Origin of the sequence: Williamsia sp. MIQD14 (assembly GCF_051025635.1) — a bacterium.
GTDB lineage: Bacteria > Actinomycetota > Actinomycetes > Mycobacteriales > Mycobacteriaceae > Williamsia_A.
The window spans coordinates 424977-448347 of record NZ_JBPFDG010000004.1 but is presented as its reverse complement, the minus strand read 5'-3'; the positions used below and the strand labels follow the sequence as shown (position 1 = coordinate 448347).

Here is a 23371-nt window from a genome sequence, read left to right as displayed (position 1 = left end):
GTGCCCGCCTCTCCGGTCCTCTCGCCCCCGCGACCCGCCGTGCGGATCCGCGCACGCCGCCGCGCCGTCCGCACCGCGGCGGCCCTGTTGCTGATGCTCGTCGGCGTGCTGTCGCTGTCGTCCTGCATGGAACGCTCGCCCTACGTCGGCGACCGACTCTGGGGTGAGCTCGTGGTGGCCGCGAAGGCCTCCGGCGACAGCAAGGGCCCCCAGATCGAGATCCCGCAGTCGATGGCGGGCAGCGTCGTCGCCGACGCCTACTCCGACAACGGCATGGTCGGTACCCGGGTCACCTACAGCGCGCTCCCGGTCGGCCAGTTCAACGAGCTGGGCGACCTGCTGCTCGAGGCGTACCCGAACAGTCCGGTGAGCATGGACCTCAGCACCAAACGCAACGGCGACGTGGTGCGGTTCCGCGGTTCGACCGACCTGAGCAGCCTGACCGCCGGTCAGGACCTGGTGTCGTTGACCGTGCAGTTCGCCGGACCCATCAGCGCCACCAACGGCAAGCAGTCCTCCGACGACACCGTCACGTGGACACCGGATTCGGGCAAGGTGAGCGACCTGAGTGCGGAGGCCAACTATGCCGATCCCGGCACCGCGGCGTTCGGTGACTGGACGTGGCTGCTGGCCGGGATCACCCTCGCGGTCGTACTCATCATCGGCGGCATCGCCTACACGACGCGCGACGCGTCGCCGCGCGCCGGCCGAACCTGACGGTGCGGCGCAGGACGGTCCGACGTCGCCGACGACCGTCGGCCGTCGTCGACGCCTTCGCCCTCGCTCTCGCCGGTTCCGGCCTGGGGATGGCCGTGGTCAACGCCCGCCACGTGCACCCGCTGCGCGCTCCGACACACCCGGTGACGGGCCCGGTCGTGGTGCTCGTGCCCGCCCGGGACGAGGCCGAGGTCATCGCCGACGTCGTCGCCGACCTCAGGGCCCAGCGCGGTGTGGCCGACCTGCGGGTACTCATCTACGACGACGAGTCCGGCGACGGGACGGCCGAGGTCGCCCGACGCGCGATCGACGGCGACGACCGGGTCGTCGTGATCGACGGCGCCCTGACACCGAAGTCCCCCGGATGGACCGGCAAGGCGTGGGGGTTGCACCGGTTGACCGCCGAGCTGTCGGACGACGCGCCCGACACCCGAGTGTGTCTCGTCGACGCCGACGTGCGCCTGGCCCCGGACGCCATCGCCGCGGCGGTCGCGGTGTTCGACTCCCTCACCGACGCGCCGGGACCGCCGCCGGGGCTGCTGTCGGTGTGGCCCGCGCAGATCGTCGGGTCCACGCTCGAACGCATGGTGCAGCCGTTGCTGTTCTGGTCGTGGTTCTCGATGCTGCCGCAGGCGATCACCGAACAGCAGTTGCGGACCTCGACCGCCGTCGCGAACGGGCAGTTCCTGACGACGCGACTCGGGGTCTACCGCGACGTCGGAGGGCACCGTTCGGTGGCCGCCGAACCCGCCGACGACATCGCGTTGGCACGGGTGTTCCGCCGAGCCGGGATGCGGACCGTCAACCGCAGTGGCGGACACCTCGTGCGGTGCCGGATGTATCGCTCGGGCGCCGACCTTCGGGGCGGGTACCGGCGCTGGACAGCAACGGAATTCGGTGGGGCGCGCGGATCCTGGGCGGTCGTGGCCGCACTGCTCGTGGGTCACGTGGGCCCGGTCGCGCGGACCGTGCTCGGTCCACGACGCACACCCGCGACGCTCGCGCTCACGATGGGGGCGGTCGGGCGGATCATCGCGCGCCGTGTCGAGACCGATTCCCTCGCACCGTCGGACGTGATCGACGCGATGGCACACCCGGTGTCGATGGCCGCGGCCGCCGCACTCATCGCCGACAGCGCCGTGCACACGCGTGCCGGCCGGCTGGAGTGGAAGGGCCGGTCGATCAGCTGAGCGCTGCGACGCCGCTTATCGAACAGATCATCAGGGGACTCGTCGAACAGATCGTCAGGGGACGAGCACGTTCATGCCGAGGCGATCGAGCACCTCGGTGGTGGCACGCGCGAAGTTCAGGCTGCAGAAGTGCAGACAGGGCGCACCCTCGGCGATGAGTCGCTCCGACATCTCGGTCGCGAGATCGATGCCGACCGCGCGGATCGCCTCGCGGTTGGCCTCCTCGTCGTTGCCTGCGGCCGCGGTGAGGCGGGCATCGACGTCGGCGGGCAACGTCGACCCCGACAACTCGAGCATGCGGCGCACCGACGCCAGCGACGTGATCGGCATGATGCCGGGGATGATCGGCTTCGCACCCTGCTCGGGGTCGGCGGCGACCACGCGGTCGCGCAGACGGAAGTAGTCCTCGACGTCGAAGAACATCTGCGTGATCGAGTACTCCGCACCGGCGCGCAGCTTGCCGAGCAGGAAGCGGGTGTCCTCCTCGAGCGTCGGGGACCGGTGGTGTCCCTCGGGGAACGAGGCGACGCCGACCTGGAAGTCACCGAGCTCGCCGACCAGGCGGACGAGTTCCTCGGCGTAGGCGACACCCTCGGGGTGGCGGACCCACTCGCCCATCGGGTTGCCGGGCGGGTCGCCGCGCAGTGCGAGGACGTTCGTGATGCCCTGATCGGCATACGAACCGACCATCGCGCGCAGCTCGTCGAGGCTGTGGTTGACCGCGGTGAGGTGGGCGACGGTGGTCAGGGTGGTCTCGCGCGCGAGCTCCCCGGCGATCCGCACGGTCCGGTCGCGGGTGCCACCACCCGCGCCGTAGGTGAGCGACACGAACGCGGGGCGCAGTCGCTCGAAGATACGGACGGCGCGCCACAGGCGTTCCTCGGCGGGCGCGTCCTTCGGCGGGAAGAACTCGACCGAGAACGGCACGGGGCCGCTGTGCGGCTCGGACAACCGTGAGACGACGGTGGGCGAGGCGATCGGTGAGGTCACACCGCGATCATACGGTGGGCGTCCCCGCCTGCGACGTGCCCGGATCGTCGGGTCGGTAATGTCGAGGTCATGGTGTGCACCGGTGAGACCTGCGGGGGAGATCGGTGACCGGTGCGCCGGGCGCCGAGCTCGCCGCCACCCCGACCGTCGGCGACGCGCTGCCGGTGTCGTTGCGCGACGTCCCGTCCGCGGCCGAGGCACGGCTCCGTCGGGTGTTCGCCGCCCGCCGCGAGCAGACCGCGGCCATCGCGCCCGAGGTCGCCGACCTCACCGATCTGGTCACCACGTTCACCCTCAGCGGGGGCAAACGCGTCCGCCCGGTGTTCGCATGGGCGGGATACCGCTGTGGCGGAGGAGTTCTCGACACCTCTGACGCGGTCGCCGCCCTCGACGTGTGCGCGGCTCTGGAACTCATCCAGGCCTGCGCCCTGATCCACGACGACGTGATCGACCTGTCGGACACCCGTCGCGGGAACCCCACCGTGCATCGGTCGGTCACCGCGACCCATCGTCACCGTGCGTGGTCCGGCGACGCCGACCACTTCGGCATGTCGACGGCGATCCTGCTGGGCGATCTGGCTCTGAGCTGGGCCGACGACCTGGTCATCGCCGCCGATCTGGGCCCCGGGGTCCGTGAACGCCTGGGTCCGGTGTGGTCGGCGATGCGCACCGAGGTCCTCGCCGGACAGATCCTCGACGTCGTCGGCGAGGCGGGTGACGACGAATCGGTCGACGCCGCGTTCCGGGTGATGCGTTTCAAGACCGCCGGCTACACCGTCGCCCGGCCGCTGCAACTCGGCGCCGTCGCCGCCGACGCACCCGACGACCTCGTCGCCACGCTCGGTCAGGTCGGTGACGGCCTGGGTATCGCCTTCCAGCTCCGCGACGATCTGCTGGGCGTGTTCGGCGACCCGGAGCGGACGGGCAAGCCCTCCGGCGACGACCTCGTCGCGGGCAAGCGGACCGCCTTGCTCGCCCTGGCGTTGCAGAACGCCGACGCCGATGCACCCCGGGTCGCGGCCGAACTCCGCGGTCTCGTCGGACGCCCGCTCGACGCACGCGAACTCGACCGGGCGCGCGCCATCCTCCACGAGGTCGGCGCGGTGCGCGCCGTCGAGGACCACATCACTCGCCTCGTCGACGAATCGGTCGACATCCTCGCCTCGGCCCCCGTCGAGGCGACGGCGCGTACGGAACTGGTGGCGTACGCCACCGCGATCGCCGGGAGGCGCATGTGACCGGAGACCGCAGGGTGACCGGGCCCGTCGAGCACGTCGTCGTGGTGGGCGCCGGCCTGTCCGGGCTGTCGGCCGCGCTGTATCTGCGCGGTCAGGGCCTGCGGGTCACCGTCGTGGAGTCGCAACACACCCCGGGTGGGCGGGTGCGCACCGAGAAGCTCGGCGACTCGCTGTTCGACACCGGCGCCTCGGTGTTGACGATGCCGTCGCTCATCGAGGCCCCGATGGCCGCGGTCGGCATCTCGGCCGCGAGTGCGCGGGCGATGCTCGACCTGATCCCGCTCGACCCCAGCTATCACCTGCGCTACGCCGACGGCACCGACTTCGCCGTCCCGCGCGACACCGACGAACTGGCCACCGCGATCGGCAAGACGTTCGGCCCCGACCAGGAGGCGGGGTATCTCCGCCTGCGCACCTGGCTGCAGCGGCTCTACGACGTCGAGTTCGACGACTTCATGGACCAGAACACCGACGGCCTCCTCGACTACGTGACCACGCGCCGGATGCGCACCGGCGTCAAGGATCTCGTCACGATGGGCGCCGTGCGACGACTCACCCCGGCGATCAACCGGTTCGTCACCGACAGCCGACTGCAACGTGCGTTCACCTTCCAGGCCCTCTACGCGGGCGTCCCGCCGTCGCAGGCACCGGCGATCTACGCCGTCATCTCGCACATGGACATCGGCATGGGCGTCTCCTACCCGCGCGGCGGTATGGGCCGCGTCGGCGCGGTGATGGCCCGTGCACTCACCGAGGCCGGGGGCGCGGTGCTCTACGACGCGCCGGTACAGACCGTGAGGTTCGACCGCAGCGCCCCGGGCGGACCGCGCGCCGTGGCGGTGGTGACCGACGCCGGCGAGATCGCCTGCGACGCCGTGGTGATGACGACCGACACCCCGGTGACCGATCGGTTGCTCGCGCAGGCCGGCGCCCCGACACGGCGACGTCGCATCCGGCACTCCCCCAGCGCCGTGGTGGCGCACCTGCGGGTACCCGCCGACCTGACCGCGGTCTGGCCCGGCGGTCACCACACCATCGACTTCGGCGAGGCGTGGACGGAGACCTTCCGCGAACTGACCACCCGCTCGGGTCGACTGATGACCGACCCGTCGCTGCTGATGAACCGGCCGGCGATCAGCGACCCCGGCAACTTCGTCGTCGCCGGCATGGAGTCGGTCACCGTGCTGGCGCCGTGCCCCAACCTCGACAGCGCAAATCTGCCGTGGGGTGCGCTGGCGGGTCCGTATGTCGCCGAGACCCTCTCGGTCCTCGAGAGCCGCGGCTACCGCGGGATCGCCGAGCACGCCGAGGTCATGCGCATCGACGATCCCGCCGTGTGGGCGCGGTCGGGGATGTCGGCGGGCACGCCGTTCGCCGCCGCGCACACCCTCTCGCAGACCGGACCGCTGCGTACCCAGAACCTGTGGCCCGGCGCGGCGAACGTGGTTCTGGCGGGCAGCTCCACCGTCCCCGGTGTCGGCATCCCGCCGGTGCTGGTGTCGGGACGGCTCGCCGCCGAACGCATCACCGGGTGAGTCCGGTGTCCGCCGACGCGGTGGCCAGCGCCACACCACCCACGACCGCCTCGCACCGGCCGGTCGTGACGTCCCTGCGGCTCGGTCTCGTGGGGTCGATCCTCATCACGCTGGGCAGCTACGGGGTGGGCGACATCCCGCGCGCCGACACGTGGCTGCAGGACGCGTCGATGGCGTGGGTCACCTACGGGCATGGCAAATCGGTTGCCGGCCTGCTGTTCTGGGCCGGCGTGGCGCTCATGGCGTGGGCCTGGGTGCGCGTGGGACGAGTGTTCCTGGCGCGTCGGCCCACCCCCGGCGACGCCGACCCACCCACCGCCGACCCGACGGTCGACGGCGAGGTGTCGGCGCTGCGCTGGTGGGCCGTCGCGTGGGCCCTGCCGTTCATGCTGGCGGTCCCGATCTACAGCCGCGACGTGTACGCCTACCTCGCCCAGGCCGCCCTGCTCCGCGACGGTCTCAACCCCTACGCCGACGGACCGGCCACCTCCCCCGGGCCCCTGCTCGACTCGATGGCTCAGGTGTGGGCCACCACCACCGCGCCCTACGGTCCGTTCTTCGTCGAGATCGCCCGCGGGGTCACCGAGGTCACGGGCGACAACCCGGTCGCGGGGGTTTTCGCGATGCGCCTGGTGATGCTGCCGGGATGGCTCCTCGCGATCTGGGCGGTACCCGCCCTCGCACGACGACTCGGACGGGATCCGCGGATCGCGTTGTGGCTGGCGGTCTTCAACCCCATGCTCGTCATCCACCTCGTCGGCGGACCGCACGTCGAGATGCTGATGGCGGGACTCCTCGTGGCCGGTGTCGCGCTGGTCGTCGCGCGACACCATGTCACCGGACTGTTGGTGTTGGCCGTCGCGGTGTCGATCAAGATCACGGCAGGCATCGCCATCCCCTTCGTGCTCTGGATCTGGTTGTCGCACATCCGGTCGCAGCGTCCGGTGCGTCCGCGCGACGCCCTCGCGATCGTGGCGACGATCGTCGCGATCACCGGCGTGGTGTTCGCCGCGGCGACAGTAATCGTCGGCCACGGCCTCGGATGGCTGACGGGGCTGGGCTATGCCGACCGAATCGTCAACTGGCTCACCGTCCCCACCGCCGTCGCGCATCTCGTCACCGTCGTGGCGGCACCGTTCACCGCCCTCCCCCTCCCACCGGTGCTCTCCGTCGCGCGGACGGTCGGGGCCGTCGCACTCGCGGTGATCCTGGTCGCGACGTGGTGGCGGTTCCGTCACGACGAGCGGACGGCGGTCGTGGGGATCGCGGTGGCGATGGCCGCGGTCCTGGCCCTCGAACCGTCCACGCTGCCCTGGTATTACAGCTGGGCGCTGGTGTTCGCCGGCGCAGCCGTGCTCGGCCGACGCTCACTCGCCGCGATCGTCGGCGCGTGCACATTCGCGCTGATCGTGTTCCAGCCCGACGACTCGATCCTGCTCTACGAACCGGTCGACCTCGTGGTCGCGCTGGCGATCGGCGGATTCGCGGGCTGGTCGCTGGTGCGGAAAGATGCGTGGCGACCACGGATCCCCGCACGACCGAGCCGACCCACCGACCGCCAGGCAGAGAAGACAGGAGCGTCATGACCGTCGCCGAGCGCACCGAGCGCGGCTACGAACGCGGACTGGAGGCGACCGCGACGCACGGTCGGACCTACTACCTCGGCACACGGCTGTTGCCCGCGGATCGCCGGCGAGGGGTCTACGCGCTCTACGGTTTCGCCCGCATGGTCGACGACATCGTCGACGTGCCGGGCCACCCTGATCCGGTCGCCGGCGTCGACGCGATCGACGAGCAGTTGTCCCGTGCGCTGCGACCCTCCGCGACCGACGACCTCGCCGACGTCGACGAGGTGGTGCTGGCCCTCGCCGACACCATCGCCCGATTCGACATCCCCGAGTCGTACTTCACCGCGTTCCTCGCCTCGATGCGGATGGATCTCCCCCAGAGCCCGCTGTTCCGGTCGCGCTACCGCACCTTTGCCGAGATCGGTGAGTACATGTGGGGGTCGGCCGCGGTCATCGGTCTGCAGATGCTGCCCATCATCGGCACGCTCGATCCCGACGCGGCCCGCGAACCCGCCATCGCCCTCGGCGAGGCGTTCCAGCTGACGAACTTCATCCGCGACATCGGTGAGGACCTCGACCGCGACCGGATCTACCTCCCCACCGAGGAACTCGCCTCCTTCGGGGTCGACGAGGCGATGCTGTTCGAGGCCCGCAGGACCGGTGTCACCCCGCAGGAGGTGCGACGGGCACTGGCGCACTGCATCGCGGTCACGCGCGCCCGCTACCGCGACGCCGAGCCGGGCATCGCACTGATCGAGTCGCGCAGCCGTCCGGGCATCCGTGCGGCGTTCGAGCTCTACCGGGACATCCTCGATCGCATCGAGGCCGTCGACCACCGGATCCTCGACCACCGTGTGGTGGTGCCGAACCGTCGTCGTGCGCGTCGCGCCCTGGGGGCGTTGATCACCCGACGGTGATGCGGCCCGCGCTCCTCGACGCGGTGCGCAGGAAGCCCCGCAGCACCGAGACCGCCTCCTGCAGTTCGGTACGCGACGACGCGGGCCGCCCTGCCGCCGGCACGTATCGCAGCCCGGCGCGGAGGTAGTTCACGTGCTGCTGCCCCAGGAGATCGGCCCCGGGCCCGAAGCCGCACACCGGGTCACCACCGTGGCACAGCGACCACCGGGCGATGCCGGGCAGCCGGTAATAGGTGTCGGCGCCGATGTTGTCGACAACGGAGACCGCGGCGGTGACGTCGTTGCGCCAGATCCCCGTGCCCGTCGAACCGGCGCCGTGCACGCCGTCGCCGCCCGGGATCTGCAGCGGATCGCCGAACAGCATGACCGCGCCCACCACACCGCGCGGCGCCAACTGCCGGGCCACCGTTCGCACCACCGCGGCACCCTGGGAGTAACCGAGCAGGACCGCCGTCGGACGGCAGCCGGGGCCGCCTGCAGCGGCCACGCTGTCGTAGCGGGCGATGAGAGCAGAGACCCCCGAGGCGATCGACACACCGAAAGACCGGTTGCGCGTACCGTTCTCGATCGATACGGCCTGATAGCCCGGGCCCGTGGTGACCACGGGCACCGCGGCCACGTCGGCAGGCGCACCGGCATAGGTCGCCGCCAGCAGGGTGCCGAACAGCGGCCCCTCGTAGCCGTCGGACGACACCCGCCCGTAGCGCTGGGGTGCGAGGACCGGGTCGCCGCTGCCCCGCGCGGGCATCACCACCGCGGCCGGGCAGGCCGACGACGCGGCCGGTGCGGTCTGTGCGCCCGCGGCGACCGAACCCCCGACCGCGCCCGTCATCACCATGAGCGCCGATCCGCCGAGCGCCAGCACCGACCGTCGAACCACTGAGATCATGAGGTGATGATGCCCCAGAGGCGGGGCCGGGCGGGAGAGACGGGTCAGAACCCGAGTGCCTGTGCCCGTCGGATCATCTCGCGGGCGGAGTGTCCGTGCAGCGCGCGTGCCGGGTACTCGCCCAGATCGTCGTGCACGGTGAACAGCCAGCGCATGACCCCGTCGCGGTCGAACCCGCCGTCGTAGAGCACCGCGATGAGTCCCGTGAGGTGCTTGGCGATCCCGTCGTCGTCGAAGAAGACCTCCGGGATCATCGGCTGACCGTCGACGTTGACCGCGAGCAACTCGTGCTCGGCGACCATCGTCCGGATCTTGCCCGCCGAGAGCCCGAGGCGCCTGGCTGCGCCGGAGATGTCGTACAACGGCTCGCCGTCGGGCAGGTCGACGACGGTCATCGGTAGGGAGGCCACGGGGAGAGACCCTACCGAAACGTGACGTCGGCACGAACACGCCTGCACCGGTCGGACACCGGTGGCTCGCTAGGCTGACCGGATGGACATCGCAGAGCCGGACGTGCGCACGTGAGTGCGGTGCGCGACGTCCTGCTGGGCGCGCGGCTCGAACGGCGCTACCGGATCGACGCGCTCATCGCGCGCGGCGGGATGAGCAGCGTGTACCTCGGTATGGATCTTCGCCTCGACCGGCCGGTGGCGGTGAAGGTGATGGATCCGCGATACAGCGCCGACCCGCAGTTCCTGTCGCGGTTCGAGTTCGAGGCACGCTCGGTCGCCCGCCTCAAGGACCCCGGTCTGGTCCCGGTCTACGACCAGGGCGTGGACGGCGAGTACGCGTTCCTCGTGATGGAACTCGTCGAGGGCGGGACCCTGCGCGAGTTGCTCACCGAACGCGGCCCGATGCCCCCACACGCGGTGGCGGCCGTCGCCGTGCCCGTGCTCGGTGGGCTGGGCGCGGCACACGCGCACGGCCTCGTCCACCGCGACGTCAAACCGGAGAACGTGTTGATCTCCGACAGCGGCGACGTGAAGGTCGTCGATTTCGGTCTGGTGCGCGCGATCGCCGCGGCGGGCATCACCTCCGACAGCGTCATCCTCGGGACCGCGGCGTACCTGTCGCCCGAGCAGGTGGAGTCGGCCGATTCCGACGCCCGCAGCGACATCTACTCGATGGGCATCCTCGTCTACGAGATGCTGACCGGGACAACGCCGTTCACCGGCGACACGTCGCTGGCGCTGGCGTACGCGCGGTTGCAGCGCGATGTCGGGCCGCCGAGTCGGGTCATCGCCGGGGTACCACGGGAGTTCGACGACCTCGTGCTCACCGCCACCGCGCGCGACCCCTCGGCGCGTTTCGCCGATGGTGACGACATGCTCGACGCCCTCGAGTCGATCATCGACGACCTGCGTCTGCCGCCGTTCACCGTTCCCGCCCCCGCACGCTCGGCCGAGCGCGAGACGGTGGTCGCCTACCGCAACGGCCGTGCCCCCGTGGCCCCGCCGCCCTCACGGGGTCCGGTGCCGCGCACCGACACACGGATGATGGACTCGGGTCCGGTCGGTCCGCCGCCGGGCGCGCAGACCCGGGTCGACGACCGGGACGATCGGCGCGAGGATCCCCGATTCGACGACGACCGTGCGCGTCCGCGGCTGGCCGCGCACGCCGCGCAGTTCACCGAGGCACGTCTACGGGCCCGTCGACGCGCGCGGGTTCTGGTGCTGCTGCTCGCGATACTGGCCGTGGCCCTGGCCGTCGGCGGCTGGTGGCTCGGGACGCAGTTCGCCTGAACGGCGTCAGCCGCGCAACATCTCCGCGACGAGGAACGCCAGCTCGAGTGACTGCTGGGTGTTGAGCCGGGGATCGCAGGCGGTCTCGTAGCGACCGGCCAGGTCGAGGTCGGAGATGTCCTGTGCCCCACCGAGACACTCGGTGACGTCCTCACCGGTGAGCTCGATGTGTACGCCTCCCGGGTGCGAACCGAGGGCGCGATGGACCTCGAAGAATCCCTGGACCTCGTCGACGATGCGGTCGAAGTGCCGGGTCTTGAAGCCGGTCGACGCCTCGTGGGTGTTGCCGTGCATCGGGTCGCACTGCCAGATCACCTTGTGTCCGGTCGCCTCGACGGCCGCGACGATCGGTGGGAGCACGTCGCGCACGTTGCCGTTGCCCATCCGGGCCACCAGGGTCAGGCGCCCGTCGACGCGGTGCGGATCGAGACGCTCGACGTACTCGACGGCCTGCTCGGGCGTCGTGGTCGGCCCGATCTTCACGCCGATGGGGTTCGAGATGAGCTCGGCCAGCGCGATGTGCGCCCCGTCGAGCTGACGGGTCCGCTCGCCGATCCACAGGAAGTGCGCCGACAGGTCGAAGAGCACCGGGTCGCCCTCGGGGTCGGCCGGGTTCTCGGCCAGGCGCAGCAGTCCGCGCTCGTAGTCGAGGACCAATGCCTCGTGAGAGGCGAAGATGTTCGCCGACTCCAGGTTCGAGTCACGCACCTCGCACGCGTCCATGAATCGCAGGGCGCGGTCGATCTCCGAGGCCAGTGCCTCGTAGCGGGCGCCGGCGGGCGACGTGCGCACGAACTCACGGTTCCAGTCGTGGACGCGGTGCAGATCGGCCAGGCCCGCACCGGTCAGGGCGCGCACCAGATTCATGGCGGCGCTCGCGTTCGCGTAGGCGCGCACCAGGCGGGACGGATCGTGGGCGCGCACCGCCTCGTCGGCGACGAACCCGTTGACCATGTCACCGCGGTACGAGGGGAGCCCGAGGGCATCGGTGTTCGACGAGCGCGGCTTGGCGTACTGCCCCGCGATGCGGGCGACCTTCACCACCGGCATGCTCGCGCCGTAGGTGAGCACCACGGCCATCTGCAGCAGCGTGCGGATGTTGCCCTTGATGTGCGGTTCGGTGTTGTCAACGAAGGTCTCGGCACAGTCGCCGCCCTGCAGCAGGAACGCCTCGCCGCGGGCGACCTGGGCCAGCTGCCCCGACAGGCGGTGCACCTCCTCGGGCATGCAGATCGGCGGCACGCTCTCGAGCACGGTGCGCATCGCGCGGGCCTTGTCCTCGGGCCAGCTCGGCTGCTGCAGCGCGGGCCGTTCGAGCGCCGCGGCGAAGCGATCGGCCAGAGCGCCGGGAAGCGGGGGCAGCTCGGGCAGTTCGTCGAGCGGTACGTCTACGGTCCAGTTCACCACCGGCCCAGCTTAGTGCCCGCGCCCCGCTGCCCCTCGGAGCGGTCGTGCGCAGGTCAGGTACCGAGCTCGGTCATGGCCTTCCACCGGGCCAGATTGTGGCGCGCGTCGACGAGGGCGTCGTGGGCGTCGGCGGGCGACGGCGGGAGCGGCGGACGGCCCAGCGCCTCCCAGTGCTGGCGGAGCTCGCGGGTGAAACGCGGGATCGGCCGAGGCAGCGCCGTCATCGATCCCCAGAGCTGACACAGCACGACGTGGTCATAGGCGCCGATCCACGCCCAGAGTTCGATGTCGCCCTCCGACGCGGTCAAGAAGTTCAGCAGATCGTCACGTATCTGTCGCCTGCTGCGCCATACCTTCGACGACGGCGACGGCAAGTGTGGCAACACATGAGCCCTGACCCAGTCCCCGGCGCGCTCGGGATCGAACTCCGAGGAGACCGCGTAGAACTCCCGACCGTCCTCGGCGACGACACCGATCGAGACCAGCTCGATGGTTCGTCCGTCTTCGATGAACTCGGAGTCGTAGAAGAAGCGCATTCGGAAAAGCCTAGGCGCATCGCACCACGTGCGGTGACCGCCGCGGTCGTCGCGGCGTTCACCGTCACCGCTCTCCTCCGGGTGGTGGGGATGCCCCTGACCCACTCGTTCGGCGACTTCTCGCGCATCGACATCGACGTGTACCGGCTCGGTGCCCAGCTGTGGCGCAACGGCGGATCGCTCTACGCCGCGGGGTCGATGCCGTTCACGACCGACGGGATCTGGCTGCCGTTCACCTATCCCCCGTTCGCGGCGCTGTCGTTCCTGCCGTTCACGGTGGTCCCTCTCGTCGTGGCGGGCGCGGCCATCGCGCTCGCCACGGTCGCGGCGACGGTGGTCGTGTCACGCATCGTCGTGACGCGACTGCGGATCGGGCCCGTGGCCCGCCGCGGGACGCTCGCGCTCGCCGTGGCCACCGCGGCGCTGTGGACCAACCCCTACTGGATGACACTCGGCTTCGGACAGGTCAACGTGCTTCTGATGCTGCTCGTCACCGTCGACCTGCTGGTGCTGCCGAGGGACTCGCGGTGGCGCGGAACGCTGATCGGGGTGGCGGCGGCGATCAAGCTGACCCCGCTCGCGTTCGTGCTGTTCCTGATCGTGCGTCGCGAGTGGCGGGCGACGGTGCGCGCGATCGGCGTGTTCGTCGGACTGGCCCTGCTCGGGTTGGTGTGGGCGCCGGTGGATTCGGTGCGCTACTGGAGCCACACCGTGTTCCACACCGACCGGATCGGTGACCTGTCCGGCGGTATCAACCAGAGCGTCAACGGATTCTGGATCCGGGTGCTCGGGTGGTCGGGACCGGCCGAGCAGGTGGTGTGGGCGCTGTCGGTGATCGGGTTGACCGTGCTGGCCGTGGTCGCGGTGCGGCAGTGCGACCGTCTCGGCGGCGACGTGCTCGCGGTGTCGGTGGTCGCGGTGTGGGCGGTGATGGTCTCTCCGACATCGTGGGCGCATCACTGGGTGTGGGCGGTCCCGGCGATCATCGCCCTGACCGTGGTCGCCACGCGCACCGACGACGTGGTCGTGCGGCGTTCGTATGCGGCACTCGCCGGCGTCGGCGCCCTGGTGATGGTGGCCGGGCCGTTCCAGTTCCTGCCCGTCCACGCCTCACGCTGGTCGGTGGTCGACGCCGTCGCGGGCAACGCGTTCTGCCTGTGGGGGCTCGCGGTCCTGGTGACGATCGCCGTGGTCGGTCAGGCGGCGGGTTCCGACCGTTCCCCGGGGATCGCCGGGGCGGCACCCTCGGGGGCGTTCTTCAGGCTGGCGGCGTAGATGTCGACGTACTTCTGACCGCTCAGACGCATCAGTTCGTACATGATCTCGTCGGTCACCGCGCGCTCGATGAAACGGTTGCCGTTCATGCCCTCGTAGCGCGAGAAGTCCAGCGGCTTGCCGATTCTCACGGTGATCTGCGCACGCCGGGGGATGGTGGTCCCGGGCGGGTTGAGTTTGTCGGTGTTGATCATCGCGACCGGGATCACCGGGACGCCGGTCTCCATCGCGATACGCGCGAGACCGGTCTTGCCCTTGAACAACCGTCCGTCGGGTGAGCGTGTGCCCTCGGGGTACATGCCCATCAACTCACCGGACTCGAGCTTGCGTCGCGCGGAGATCAACGCGTTCTCGGCGGCGTCGGCACCGCTGCGGTCGATCGGGATCTGGCCCACCGCGGTGAAGAACCATCGCTGGAAACCACCCTTGAGGCCGGTGCCGGTGAAGTACTCGCTCTTGGCGAGAAAATAGATGCGCCGCGGGACCGCCATCGGGAGATAGAAGCTGTCGACGACGGCGAGGTGGTTGCTGGCGAGGATCGCCGGGCCACGCGACGGCAGGTTCTCGAGGCCCTCGACACGGGGGCGACCGACCAGCTTGAGGATCGGCCCCAACAGGACGTACTTGAACAGCCAGTACCACATACCCCAGCAACTCCGATCGACCCGACGTGCCCCGAATCCGCAACCACTCGCAACCTGCGGACGACTCTACTCACCCACGCAGTGCGGGGACACCGCCGGCGAGATCGGATCTGGCGACGGCGGCGGCACCGATCATCCCGGCGGCCTCGCCGAGCTGGGTGCTGCGGATGCGGGCCAGCCGTCGGTGACCGCTGCCGGTCACCATCGCGCCGTAGTGTTCGCGCGCCTCGTCGAGGAAGAGACCGCCCGCGGCACCGACACCGCCGGCCAACACGATGAGATCGGGGTCGAAGATGTCGGCGATCATCGCCATGCCCTGACCGAGCCAGCGGGCGAAGTCGGCGAACGCGGCCACCGCCACGGGATCGCCGTCGTGTGCGGCGGCGGCCACCCGTCGACCCGTGAGCGATCCCGGGTCGTCGGCGATCTCACGCGCCAGGGCACTCGTCGGTATTCTCCCGTCGGCGACGATCTCGACGACGTTGTCGACGAGAGCCGTTCCGCTGCAATACCTCTCCCAGCACCCACGTTTGCCGCACGAGCAGGGACGGCCGTCGACGACGACCTGCAGATGCCCGAGTTCCGGCGCCACGCCGTGGCTCCCGCGGTAGATCTCCCCCTCGAGGAGGAATCCGACGCCGATACCGGTACCGATGGCCAGGACGATGGTGTTGTGGCCGCCGGCGGCCGCACCGAAGCGTCGCTCGGCGATCGCGGCGGCGTTCGCATCGTGTTCGCACGACACGGGAAGTCCTGTGCGCGACGACATCTCGGCCGCAACCGCGGTCTCACGCCAGGGCAGATGCGGGGCGAAGCGGACCACCGACCGGTCGGGGGTCAGGAAACCGGCGATCGCGAGTCCGACGGCGACGATCTCCGACCGCGATCGCAGTCGGTCGACCATGTGGTCCAGGCACTTCTCGAGTGCACCCGCGGTGGCGGGCGTCTGGGCGCGCGCGGTGTCGACGATCTGACCGCGTTCGTCGACGACCGCGGCACGGATGCTGGTGCCGCCGATGTCGATCCCGATGGTCAGATCGCCGGTCACAGCTGCGGTTCCCCGGTCTCGACCTCGACGGCGATCGGCACGAATCCCGTCGTGTGCGACGGCCGGGCGGTCGCGGTGCGTGTTGCACGTTCTCCGACGGCTTCGGTGAGGCCCGCCGAGATGGCCTCCAGGACGGCGATGGCCGCGGCGATGAGGCGGGTCACGATGTCACCGATCTCGGCGATCATCTGATCGACGGCCTGTCGGATGACGGGACCGATGTCGGCCGACGTCCGGTCGCCGTGGGCGACCGGTCCCCCGTCACGATCGCTGACGACGGTGGTCGCGAACTGTTCGATCCGATCGAGCATCGCGAGGACGAGTGCACGCATCGGATCCGCGTCGGGAGGTCTCTCCCCGCGGGCCGATTCGTCCATTCCTTCTCCCTGGCGCGCTCGTCGACACGTGTCGACGGGACACGCGTCATCGATCGGTCGTTGTCGTCGGTTGCGCTCACCCGACGACGGCGGATGTCAGTCGACACCCTGCCCGGTCCGGGGCCAGACCCGAGGATCGGGCTGGAACCGGATGTTCAGCATGCCATCCTCCCATCGGGCGTCGGTCACCGTGCACCGGCGCAGCACCGACGGGAGCGACACGCGGTGGCGGACGCCGCTCAGCGTGACCAACAGGTCGTCACCGCTGCGACCGAGCGCCAGAGATCGCGGATCGGGAAGCGGTTGCCGCCACGACAGTCGATAGGTCGCGGTGACCCCGGTGCCGGAGAGGTGCTCGACCTCCGCAGCCCGGCTCCCGACCGCGGTGCCCGGTCGGTCGGAGACCGAGACGCCGAGCTTGCGAAGGGCGGCGACGGTGCGCGGCGGAGCCGGAAGCGACTGCACGACAGTCGGATCGAGACCCTCGCGGGGCGGCACGGTGTCGATGTCGGTCGGCGGTTCCGCTGCGGCGACACCGGGATTGCGGAAGACCTGGGCGGTGCCGATGCCCATGAGGTCGAGCACGGCCACGTGGCGCTGCGCCATCTCGGTGCCGTGGACACCGGTCGCCACGACGACGTGGGCGTGCACACAGGTCGGGTCGACCAACAGGTCGACGATGTCGAGACAGTCGGCTACCAGCGCGTCGACGACCGCTGCACCACCGGTGAGTCGGGGGTTCTCCGCCGCGCCGGCGAGCCGGCGGTGTCGCGGCCAGAGTCGCTCCACGTAGGCGGCCACCATCGCCGGGACACCGAGGAAGCCCGGGGCGTCCATCCCGCCGGAGCAGTCGAGCACGATCCGCGACCACCGGCCGGACACAGCCTCGTCGCGAATACGGCGCCACGCGAGGAGTTCGGCGATGCCGGGGAGCCCGGTCAGCTCCTCGGGATCGATGTCACCGAGGCCCTCGGTGAACGTGCCGCCGGCGACCGCGACCGGGGCGCGCAGACCCGACCACGCCTCGCCCAGCAGTGCGAGGGTGTCGATCTCGAGCAGCGCCGCGCCCTGCGAGATCGGAACGGCAACGCCGGGAGTCGAATACACACCGAACACCCGCGACGCCTGCCGGAACCGGTCGAGAGTGATCAGGAGTGCGCTTCCGTCGGAGCCACCCCGCACCGGCGCCACTGCGGCCGCCGCGGCGATGGTCGACACACCCGCTCCCCCCGGTCCCAGCACGACGTGGACCGGCGCCACGTCGATCAGCCCTCGACCCGCTTCTTGAGTTCCTTCAGCGCGACATCGGTGATCGCCTTCTCGGCACGCCGCTTCAACGCCCCGATGATCGGGATGGCCAGGTCGACCATGAGTTCATAGGTGACCTTCGTCGAGCCCGAGGTCTGCTGGACGAGGGAGTAGCGACCCTGCTGCGCGGTCTGCAGTTCGCTGCTGATCAGATCCCACTCGACGGCGTCGCCCGTGGGGGCCCACCGGTAGGACAGCTCGTAGGTGTCACGCAGGACCCCGGCGTCGAGGCGGAACCGCACCTGCTTGGCCCGGGCGCCGTCGCCGGGATCGGTGACGGTGACCTCGTCGGCCGCCGACACCCATTCCGGGTAGCGCGCGAAGTCGGCGATGACCGCCATGATCGCCTCGGCGTCGGCGTTGATGACTATCGATTGTTCGGTGCGGTCGGCCATCGACTCACCCTCTCCCCACGGCCGGTTCCCCGGCCGCTCGTCCGGCTTCGAGGCGGTCCTTCACCTCGGTGGACATCGCACGTCCGGCGACGCGACGACGGTGGTTGGCCGAGGCCAGCCGTGTGGCGCGGCGGCGCGCCGATCCCTCGGCGAGGTCATCACCGTCCTCGGCGGGCTCGGCGTGCATGAAGTAGTGCAGGACGAAACCGTCGAGCACCTCCTCGATCCAGACCTCCATGGTGCCGTTCGCGCCACCGGAGATCGACCACCGCATCCCCTGTTCCCGGCGGTCCTCGACCACGGTCAGGAGCAGGTCGGGCCACCATCGCCGCCAGCGGGACCGGTCGGCGAGGACGTGAGGAGCGTCGTGCGGCGACGCGGCGACGAACGTCTCGTCGGCCACCTGGATGCTGCTCACCGCACTAGCTTCACACATCGACCCCGGCGCACACACCGCAGAGTGCCGCATCGTGGCCACGATCGGCGACAGGTCGGCGCGCCCCTGCGTGTCCGCTCGCGGTCCATGGTTCTACAGCAGCTGCATCAGGCGCGCGGCCATGGAATCCCACTGCCAGTCCGACACGACGACGTCGCGCCCCGCCGCACCCATCTGCGCCGCGTGGACCCGATCGGACAGGATCGCGCAGATCGCCAGGGCGACCGCCGCGACATCACGACCGTCCACCACGGTGCCGGTCACGCCCTCGCGCACGGTCTCGGGTGCGCCGCCGGAGTCACCGGCGACGACCGGCACACCGCACGCCGACGCCTCGAGGTAGACGATCCCCAGGCCCTCGACGTCCAGCCCGCCCCCGCGGGTGCGCGTCGGCATGGCGAAGACGTCGGCGGCCGCGTGATACCGCGGCACGTCCTCCGACGCGACCGACCCGGTGAACACCACGTGCTCGGCGACACCCGCCTCGCGTGCACGCCGTTCGAGCTTCTCGCGGTACGGGCCACCACCGACGACGAGCAACCGGGTACCGGCGACCTTGCGCCGGATGTCGGCGAGTGCGTCGATCAGCGCGTCCTGTCCCTTGCGGGGGACCAGTCGCGACAGGCACAGCACGACCGGCGCGTCGCCCAGGTCGTGTCGGTCGCGGATGTGTTCGCGCGCAATGGGATCGGGAACGAAGCGACCGCTGTCGACTCCGGGCGGGAGGTGTTCGAGCGCGGCGTCGGCACCGAAGGCCGCGGCGAACCGGTTGCGGGTGTACCGACTGACGTAGGTCACCACGTCGGAGTGGGTCCCGATGTGACCGAGCACCTGTCGCGCCACGGGGAGCATCGACCACCCCACCTCGTGGCCGTGTGTACTGGCCACGATCCGTCGGGCACCACCGGAACGCAGGTGCGGGGCGAGCACCGCCAACGGCGCCGCCGCACCGAACCAGACCGTGTGGATGTCGTGTTCGGCGATCAGCGAGCGGGCCCGTCGTGCGACCGCGGGAGTCGGCAGCATCAGGCTGGTGCGGTGGCGTACGACGGTGAACGGAAGCGCTGCGTCGAAGGCCTCGCAGTCGCGCCATCGCGGCGCGTAGACGACGATGTCGCGTGCGGGCATCCGCTGGACCAGATCGAGGAGATAGGACTGGATACCGCCGGGACGGGGCGGGAAGTCGTTGGTGACCAGCAGGGTTCGGTTCATCGACGGCGCACGCGTCACCGTCGGGCGGCGTCGCGCAGCCACTGCTGCCAGCCGGAGATCACCGCGGCGCCGGGACCACCGAGTGCCGCGGTCATGGCCTGCGCCTGTTGGGCGGGCGTGCTGGGGCCACCCGCGAGGGACAGGTAGAGCTTCTTCAGATCGGCCGTCCCGTGCGTCTGCGCGACGTAGGCCGCGAACGACCATGCCGTCTGGTAGGCCACCGGCGCCGCTGCCCCGGACACGGTGAAGGCGCTGTCGGCGGGCAGTCCGGTCGGCACCGACCCGGCCGCGACCTCGGCCATCAGATCGGGCGCGGCGTCGCTGATCGATCGGTAGGTGCCCGCGCGTCCGACGTACTCGGCGACGCCCTCGGTCACCCAGGTCGCCGCGGTCGGCTTGGTCGACGTGCGGGCCGCGACGTGGGTCAGTTCGTGTCGCAGCACCACGTCGAGTGCGGGTCCGGGCAGGCCGGTGATCGCGCCAGGGGTGAACACCACCCGTTGGCCCACCGTGTAGCCGCCCACCGCTGCGTCGGAGGCCGAGACGGTCGCGGCGGCGGCCGCGCTCGCGTCGGCCGCGGCGCTGTTCGACAGGGCGGAGAAGACCGTCGTCGAGTCGGTCGCCACGACGACGGTGCGGCGTGGCCAATCGGGCCCCCAGAACGCCGCGACCGCGGCGACCGCTCCGGGCATGGCCGACTGCAGGCGTGCACCCAGCGCACGACTGCCCGGATAGTCGAGGACGACGGACTGTTTGCCGCCGGTCGCGACGCGCCGCGCGGCGACGCCCGGGAAGTCGAAGAACTGTGGCGGCGGGGCGGCGGAGGTCCCGAGCAACGGTCCCGCCTGGCCGACGATCTTCCAGTCGTCGCCGTAGCGGGCGAAGACGAGGGGGTCGGTGACGGTGACCGGCGGCTCGTCGACGCCCGCGACGGCGTACCGCAGCACGGTGGGTACGACCCAGGAGTCGGAGCTGCCCGCGTCGTCGAGCCGGGACTGGACCGGTTCGGGGAGCAGTTGTTCGCCGAGACCACCCGAGCTCGTCGGGTCGATGCGGTAGTCGAGGGTGGACAGACCCACGTCGTGGATCGCCGTGCCCTCCGCGATCAGGGTCTGTCGGAACCGGGGGTCGGCGGTCGGGTCGATCAGGGCGGCGATCGCGGAGCCGTCACCGGCCCGCTGCGCGGTGGCCAACCGGTCGAGGGCCGCGCGCACACCGTCGGTGCGCTGCTGCTCGTAGACGTTCTGGGTCGACGACGTCGATGCCGTGTCCGCGCTGCCGCCGTTTCCGCAGGCGGCGAGCGCGACCAGTGCGGCCGCCATCGGGACCACACCCCAGTGGCGTCGCACCGTCAGTAGCGCCGGGCGGAGTTGTACGGGCCGGCCTGGTCGATCGGGACGACCTTGACCGGGACGCCGAACGTGGAGGCGTGCACCACGTACCCGTCGCCCACGTACATGCCGACGTGGGTCGCGTCGGGGTAGTAGATGATCAGGTCACCGGGCCGCAGATCCTTGCGGTCGACCGGGGTCCCGCCGGAGAGCTGGGACTCGCTCGATCGCGGCAACGTCTCACCTGCCTGCTTGAACGCCCACACCATGAGCCCCGAGCAGTCGAACTGGGCGGGGCCGGTCGCGCCCCAGACGTACGGGTCGCCGATGCGGGTCAGAGCGGCCTGCACCGCGACGACGGCCGCGGCGGTGCCCTTCGGGATGAGCGAGGCGTCGAAATCGATGTTCGGTCCGCGCAGGGCGGCGAGCTGCTTGCCGGTGAGCGACTCGTAGATGGCCTTGACCTGGGCGATCTGCAACTGCAGGTCACTCTGCTTGGCCTGTAGGTCGCCGCGGGTCTTGTCGACGGCGGCGAGCGCCTTCGCGGCGGAGTCCCGCGCGGCGACGGCCTCGGCACGCGCCGCGGTCGCCGAGGCGCTGGCCTTCTTGTAGGCCCGCAGGTCGGCCGACGTCTGCCGCGACACCATCTCGAGGCCCGACATCTGGTCGAGCAGTGATTGCGGGGAATCGGAGACGAGCACGGCGTAGAGGCGGTTCACGCGCGCACCGCGGTAACTGGCGCGCACGAGCGCGTCGACACGATTCTGCAGTTCGTCGAGTCGTGAGGAGAGACCGTCGAGGGTGGCGGTCGCCGTGGCGGCGCGGGCGTCGGCCGCGGCGACGTCGCGGCGTCGCTGCCCGAGTTGCTCCTCGGCACGGTGCATGGCCTCGGCCGACTGCTCGGCCTCACGACCGAGCGAGGTGTAGCGGGTCAGCAGCTGGTCGGGCGAGCGCGGCTCGGCGGCGGCCGGTGCGGCGAGAGTGACGGCGAGGACGAGCGCGACCGTGAGCACGAGAGCCATCTGGATCGCCGTGATCGCACGCGCCATCGCGTTGTCCGTCACCACGCGCATTCGTCGAATCACCACTTCCACCACACCGGTTCCCGGTTCACGACGCCCGATGGGCAGTCGGCGCGACCGGGAGAATTCCTGCCACCCACCGGCGTCCGCCGGAACGATACGCCGTCATCGGACCCCCGCGAGGGGCGTTCGGTGACAGTCGGTTCGACCGAGGGCCGGGTGTCGCTCAGTAACGCCGAGCGGCGTAGAAATCCATCGACTTGAGGCTGGCCTTCTGCACGGGCACACCTTCGGTGCTCGAGTGCACGATGGTGCCGTTGCCGATGTACAGGCCTGCATGCGAACCGCCGTTGAAGATGACCACGTCGCCGGGGCGCAGGTCGCTCTCGGCCACGGGACGACCGCCGCCGAGCTGGCCGTAGCTGTCACGCGGGATGGTCTTGCCGGCCTGCTTGAACGACCAGTAGACGAGTCCGGAGCAGTCGAAGGCGCGCGGGCCCGCGGCGCCGTAGACGTACGGCGAGCCGATGCGGGTGAGTGCGGCCGACGCGGCGCGCTGACCGAGTGCGCCGTTGCGTCCGAAGAGGTCGGGCGACGACTCGGGGCCGTTCGGCTTCGGCTTGGCCTTGAACTGCGGCGGGATCTGGTTCTCGGTGATGCCGGGGATCTCGAACGTCCCGATGCCGGGGACGGTCACCGGGGCCGCCAGCGCGGGTCCTGCCCCCATCGCCACGGTGCCCAGCGTGATCGACCCTGCGATCACTGCTCCTCGCGCCGTCTTGAGACCGGTGCTCGGCTGTTCCAAACGATGTTTCGCCACGAAGCGAGTTCTCCTCAGATCTTCCTCGACCGCCTACCGGGTTAGCTGTCGGATTCGGGCCGGAAGACTTGGCCCTACCCCCGTGACGACGCGCGGACGTGCGAGATCTGATCCCGACCGGCCGCTCGAACACACGGAGGATTCACCCCGATCGGACTGGGTCCGAAGTGATGGTTCCCCGATTCGCCCCGAGGGGCGATTGAGCGGTGACCTCGCGATCCGCGACTGTGCGTCGCGGGACACCCCGCAAGGTCTCGGAAAGGTTACGAAACCGTACGTCGATCTGTCCACCGGGACACGAGTTCGGCGCGTTGCCGCGCGGAAGGTCACCCTGCGCGGAGTTCTCGCACGTCAGCGAGGTGCTGGGGGTCGTGACCACCGGTTTCGGTGACGATCGGTTCGCGCCTCGCCGACGGGCCCACGAGGCCCAGTCCGATGAACACCTCGACGGCGTCGCGGACCGCGTCGACGTCGAGGGCGGCCGGCGAGGGCACCGAGCGCAGCCCATCGGCGCTGTTCACCGCGGTGGGCAGACCGACGAAGACGGTCATCATGCAGCCGTCGCAGGAGCGGGGACGACCGGGACACGTCGCGCAGTCGATGTGCATTGTGATCTCCATCTCATTTGTGTCGGGAGGGCGTTCGGGCGGAATGCAACAGCGTCGAGCTGTCCGATCCGCGGTCTCTCACCGGTGTCAGCCGGTACGACGGGGACGCTAGACACCCCCTCCGACAACCCGCCCCGGGTCGCGGGCCGGGCGGACGTTGTCGGGG

At 70.6% G+C, this 23371-nt stretch carries 24 protein-coding genes and 1 riboswitch; of the genes, 8 read left to right on the top strand and 16 right to left on the bottom strand.

The genetic code is table 11. The features are described 5' to 3' along the window. Together ACQ7HM_RS16715 and ACQ7HM_RS16710 are read left to right on the top strand one after the other, a co-directional pair. Positions 1 to 717, top strand: coding sequence for an LppM family (lipo)protein (locus ACQ7HM_RS16715; protein WP_434217348.1), 717 nt, complete (start codon positions 1 to 3; stop codon positions 715 to 717). Positions 718 to 719: 2 nt separating this feature from the next. Continuing rightward, a complete protein-coding gene (locus ACQ7HM_RS16710; RefSeq protein ID WP_434217347.1) occupies positions 720 to 1907 on the top strand; it encodes a glycosyltransferase in 1188 nt (395 codons plus the stop codon). 54 nt (positions 1908 to 1961) lie between these two features. Here ACQ7HM_RS16710 and ACQ7HM_RS16705 read toward each other — a convergent pair whose 3' ends face one another. Continuing rightward, positions 1962 to 2897 carry a methylenetetrahydrofolate reductase gene (locus ACQ7HM_RS16705; protein WP_434217346.1) on the bottom strand — a complete coding sequence of 312 codons (936 nt, stop codon included), beginning with the start codon at positions 2895 to 2897 and terminating at the stop codon, positions 1962 to 1964. Between the two features lie 104 nt (positions 2898 to 3001). Here ACQ7HM_RS16705 and ACQ7HM_RS16700 point away from each other — a divergent pair, with 104 nt between their 5' ends. Genes ACQ7HM_RS16700 through ACQ7HM_RS16685 form a run of 4 tightly spaced genes read left to right on the top strand, consistent with a single transcriptional unit; the run spans position 3002 to position 8155 of the window. Then, positions 3002 to 4135 carry a polyprenyl synthetase family protein gene (locus tag ACQ7HM_RS16700; RefSeq protein ID WP_434217345.1) on the top strand — a complete coding sequence of 378 codons (1134 nt, stop codon included), beginning with the start codon at positions 3002 to 3004 and terminating at the stop codon, positions 4133 to 4135. 14 nt (positions 4136 to 4149) lie between these two features. Then, on the top strand, positions 4150 to 5670 hold the full coding sequence (gene crtI / locus ACQ7HM_RS16695; protein WP_434217344.1) for a phytoene desaturase family protein: 1521 nt from the start codon (positions 4150 to 4152) through the stop codon (positions 5668 to 5670). Beyond that, on the top strand, positions 5667 to 7256 hold the full coding sequence (locus tag ACQ7HM_RS16690; protein WP_434217343.1) for an alpha-(1->6)-mannopyranosyltransferase A: 1590 nt from the start codon (positions 5667 to 5669) through the stop codon (positions 7254 to 7256). Before crtI ends, ACQ7HM_RS16690 begins: the two co-directional genes overlap by 4 nt. Next, positions 7253 to 8155: a phytoene/squalene synthase family protein gene (locus tag ACQ7HM_RS16685; protein ID WP_434217342.1), complete on the top strand. Its 903-nt coding sequence runs from the start codon at positions 7253 to 7255 to the stop codon at positions 8153 to 8155. The genes ACQ7HM_RS16690 and ACQ7HM_RS16685 overlap by 4 nt, the downstream gene beginning before the upstream one ends. Here the strand turns inward: ACQ7HM_RS16685 and ACQ7HM_RS16680 are convergent. Then, on the bottom strand, positions 8142 to 9044 hold the full coding sequence (locus ACQ7HM_RS16680) for a cutinase family protein (RefSeq protein WP_434217341.1): 903 nt from the start codon (positions 9042 to 9044) through the stop codon (positions 8142 to 8144). The two genes, ACQ7HM_RS16685 and ACQ7HM_RS16680, sit on opposite strands and share 14 nt — an antisense overlap. A 44-nt stretch (positions 9045 to 9088) precedes the next feature. Continuing rightward, the gene (locus tag ACQ7HM_RS16675) at positions 9089 to 9454 is read right to left on the bottom strand and encodes an Rv2175c family DNA-binding protein (RefSeq protein WP_434217340.1); all 366 of its coding nucleotides are present in this window, start codon (positions 9452 to 9454) and stop codon (positions 9089 to 9091) included. 111 nt (positions 9455 to 9565) lie between these two features. On the opposite strand from ACQ7HM_RS16675, the gene ACQ7HM_RS16670 reads away from it, so the two are divergent. Further along, complete coding sequence (locus ACQ7HM_RS16670; RefSeq protein ID WP_434217339.1) at positions 9566 to 10786, top strand: protein kinase domain-containing protein; 1221 nt, start codon at positions 9566 to 9568, stop codon at positions 10784 to 10786. 6 nt (positions 10787 to 10792) lie between these two features. Here the strand turns inward: ACQ7HM_RS16670 and ACQ7HM_RS16665 are convergent, their stop codons facing one another. Next, the gene (locus ACQ7HM_RS16665) at positions 10793 to 12193 is read right to left on the bottom strand and encodes a class II 3-deoxy-7-phosphoheptulonate synthase (RefSeq protein ID WP_434217338.1); all 1401 of its coding nucleotides are present in this window, start codon (positions 12191 to 12193) and stop codon (positions 10793 to 10795) included. A 53-nt stretch (positions 12194 to 12246) separates the two neighbouring features. Next, a complete protein-coding gene (locus tag ACQ7HM_RS16660) occupies positions 12247 to 12729 on the bottom strand; it encodes a polyadenylate-specific 3'-exoribonuclease AS (protein ID WP_434217337.1) in 483 nt (160 codons plus the stop codon). 33 nt (positions 12730 to 12762) lie between these two features. On the opposite strand from ACQ7HM_RS16660, the gene ACQ7HM_RS16655 reads away from it, so the two are divergent. Then, entirely contained in the window at positions 12763 to 14004 is a 1242-nt protein-coding gene (locus ACQ7HM_RS16655; protein WP_434217336.1) for a glycosyltransferase 87 family protein, read from the top strand. On the opposite strand, the gene ACQ7HM_RS16650 is transcribed toward ACQ7HM_RS16655, so the two are convergent. From ACQ7HM_RS16650 to ACQ7HM_RS16600, 11 genes are all read right to left on the bottom strand, one after another. Further along, the gene (locus ACQ7HM_RS16650) at positions 13926 to 14648 is read right to left on the bottom strand and encodes a lysophospholipid acyltransferase family protein (RefSeq protein WP_434217335.1); all 723 of its coding nucleotides are present in this window, start codon (positions 14646 to 14648) and stop codon (positions 13926 to 13928) included. The genes ACQ7HM_RS16655 and ACQ7HM_RS16650 overlap by 79 nt on opposite strands. 70 nt (positions 14649 to 14718) lie before the next feature. Beyond that, positions 14719 to 15696 carry an ROK family protein gene (locus tag ACQ7HM_RS16645; RefSeq protein ID WP_434217334.1) on the bottom strand — a complete coding sequence of 326 codons (978 nt, stop codon included), beginning with the start codon at positions 15694 to 15696 and terminating at the stop codon, positions 14719 to 14721. Beyond that, complete coding sequence (locus ACQ7HM_RS16640; RefSeq protein WP_434217333.1) at positions 15693 to 16073, bottom strand: hypothetical protein; 381 nt, start codon at positions 16071 to 16073, stop codon at positions 15693 to 15695. The genes ACQ7HM_RS16645 and ACQ7HM_RS16640 overlap by 4 nt, the downstream gene beginning before the upstream one ends. A 96-nt stretch (positions 16074 to 16169) precedes the next feature. Beyond that, the gene (locus ACQ7HM_RS16635) at positions 16170 to 17315 is read right to left on the bottom strand and encodes an ArsA-related P-loop ATPase (protein WP_434217504.1); all 1146 of its coding nucleotides are present in this window, start codon (positions 17313 to 17315) and stop codon (positions 16170 to 16172) included. 23 nt (positions 17316 to 17338) lie between these two features. Next, positions 17339 to 17776, bottom strand: a complete 438-nt coding sequence (locus tag ACQ7HM_RS16630) for an SRPBCC family protein (RefSeq protein WP_434217332.1) — start codon at positions 17774 to 17776, stop codon at positions 17339 to 17341. Between the two features lie 4 nt (positions 17777 to 17780). Next, complete coding sequence (locus ACQ7HM_RS16625) at positions 17781 to 18194, bottom strand: hypothetical protein (RefSeq protein ID WP_434217331.1); 414 nt, start codon at positions 18192 to 18194, stop codon at positions 17781 to 17783. Positions 18195 to 18305: 111 nt separating this feature from the next. After that, complete coding sequence (locus ACQ7HM_RS16620) at positions 18306 to 19424, bottom strand: glycosyltransferase family 4 protein (protein ID WP_434217330.1); 1119 nt, start codon at positions 19422 to 19424, stop codon at positions 18306 to 18308. Between the two features lie 14 nt (positions 19425 to 19438). Next, on the bottom strand, positions 19439 to 20746 hold the full coding sequence (locus ACQ7HM_RS16615; RefSeq protein ID WP_434217329.1) for a hypothetical protein: 1308 nt from the start codon (positions 20744 to 20746) through the stop codon (positions 19439 to 19441). Positions 20747 to 20775: 29 nt separating this feature from the next. Further along, a complete protein-coding gene (locus ACQ7HM_RS16610; protein WP_434217328.1) occupies positions 20776 to 21804 on the bottom strand; it encodes an NlpC/P60 family protein in 1029 nt (342 codons plus the stop codon). Between the two features lie 199 nt (positions 21805 to 22003). Then, positions 22004 to 22597, bottom strand: a complete 594-nt coding sequence (locus tag ACQ7HM_RS16605) for a C40 family peptidase (protein ID WP_055789961.1) — start codon at positions 22595 to 22597, stop codon at positions 22004 to 22006. Positions 22598 to 22612: 15 nt separating this feature from the next. Then, positions 22613 to 22813: riboswitch (cyclic di-AMP (ydaO/yuaA leader) on the bottom strand. A gap of 110 nt (positions 22814 to 22923) precedes the next feature. Continuing rightward, positions 22924 to 23217 carry a hypothetical protein gene (locus tag ACQ7HM_RS16600; RefSeq protein ID WP_434217327.1) on the bottom strand — a complete coding sequence of 98 codons (294 nt, stop codon included), beginning with the start codon at positions 23215 to 23217 and terminating at the stop codon, positions 22924 to 22926. Positions 23218 to 23371: the final 154 nt, after the last annotated feature.

Excerpts from the sequence above, each read along its gene's own strand:
- ACQ7HM_RS16640 (WP_434217333.1), bottom strand. The coding sequence starts at position 16,073 with ATGGACGAATCGGCCCGCGGGGAGAGACCTCCCGACGCGGATCCGATG.
- ACQ7HM_RS16680 (WP_434217341.1), bottom strand. The coding sequence starts at position 9,044 with ATGATCTCAGTGGTTCGACGGTCGGTGCTGGCGCTCGGCGGATCGGCG.
- ACQ7HM_RS16620 (WP_434217330.1), bottom strand. The coding sequence starts at position 19,424 with ATGAACCGAACCCTGCTGGTCACCAACGACTTCCCGCCCCGTCCCGGC.
- ACQ7HM_RS16685 (WP_434217342.1), top strand. The coding sequence starts at position 7,253 with ATGACCGTCGCCGAGCGCACCGAGCGCGGCTACGAACGCGGACTGGAG.
- ACQ7HM_RS16630 (WP_434217332.1), bottom strand. The coding sequence starts at position 17,776 with ATGGCCGACCGCACCGAACAATCGATAGTCATCAACGCCGACGCCGAG.
- ACQ7HM_RS16610 (WP_434217328.1), bottom strand. The coding sequence starts at position 21,804 with ATGGCGCGTGCGATCACGGCGATCCAGATGGCTCTCGTGCTCACGGTC.
- ACQ7HM_RS16650 (WP_434217335.1), bottom strand. The coding sequence starts at position 14,648 with ATGTGGTACTGGCTGTTCAAGTACGTCCTGTTGGGGCCGATCCTCAAG.
- ACQ7HM_RS16600 (WP_434217327.1), bottom strand. The coding sequence starts at position 23,217 with ATGGAGATCACAATGCACATCGACTGCGCGACGTGTCCCGGTCGTCCC.
- ACQ7HM_RS16660 (WP_434217337.1), bottom strand. The coding sequence starts at position 12,729 with ATGCGCTTCTTCTACGACTCCGAGTTCATCGAAGACGGACGAACCATC.
- ACQ7HM_RS16615 (WP_434217329.1), bottom strand. The coding sequence starts at position 20,746 with ATGGCGGCCGCACTGGTCGCGCTCGCCGCCTGCGGAAACGGCGGCAGC.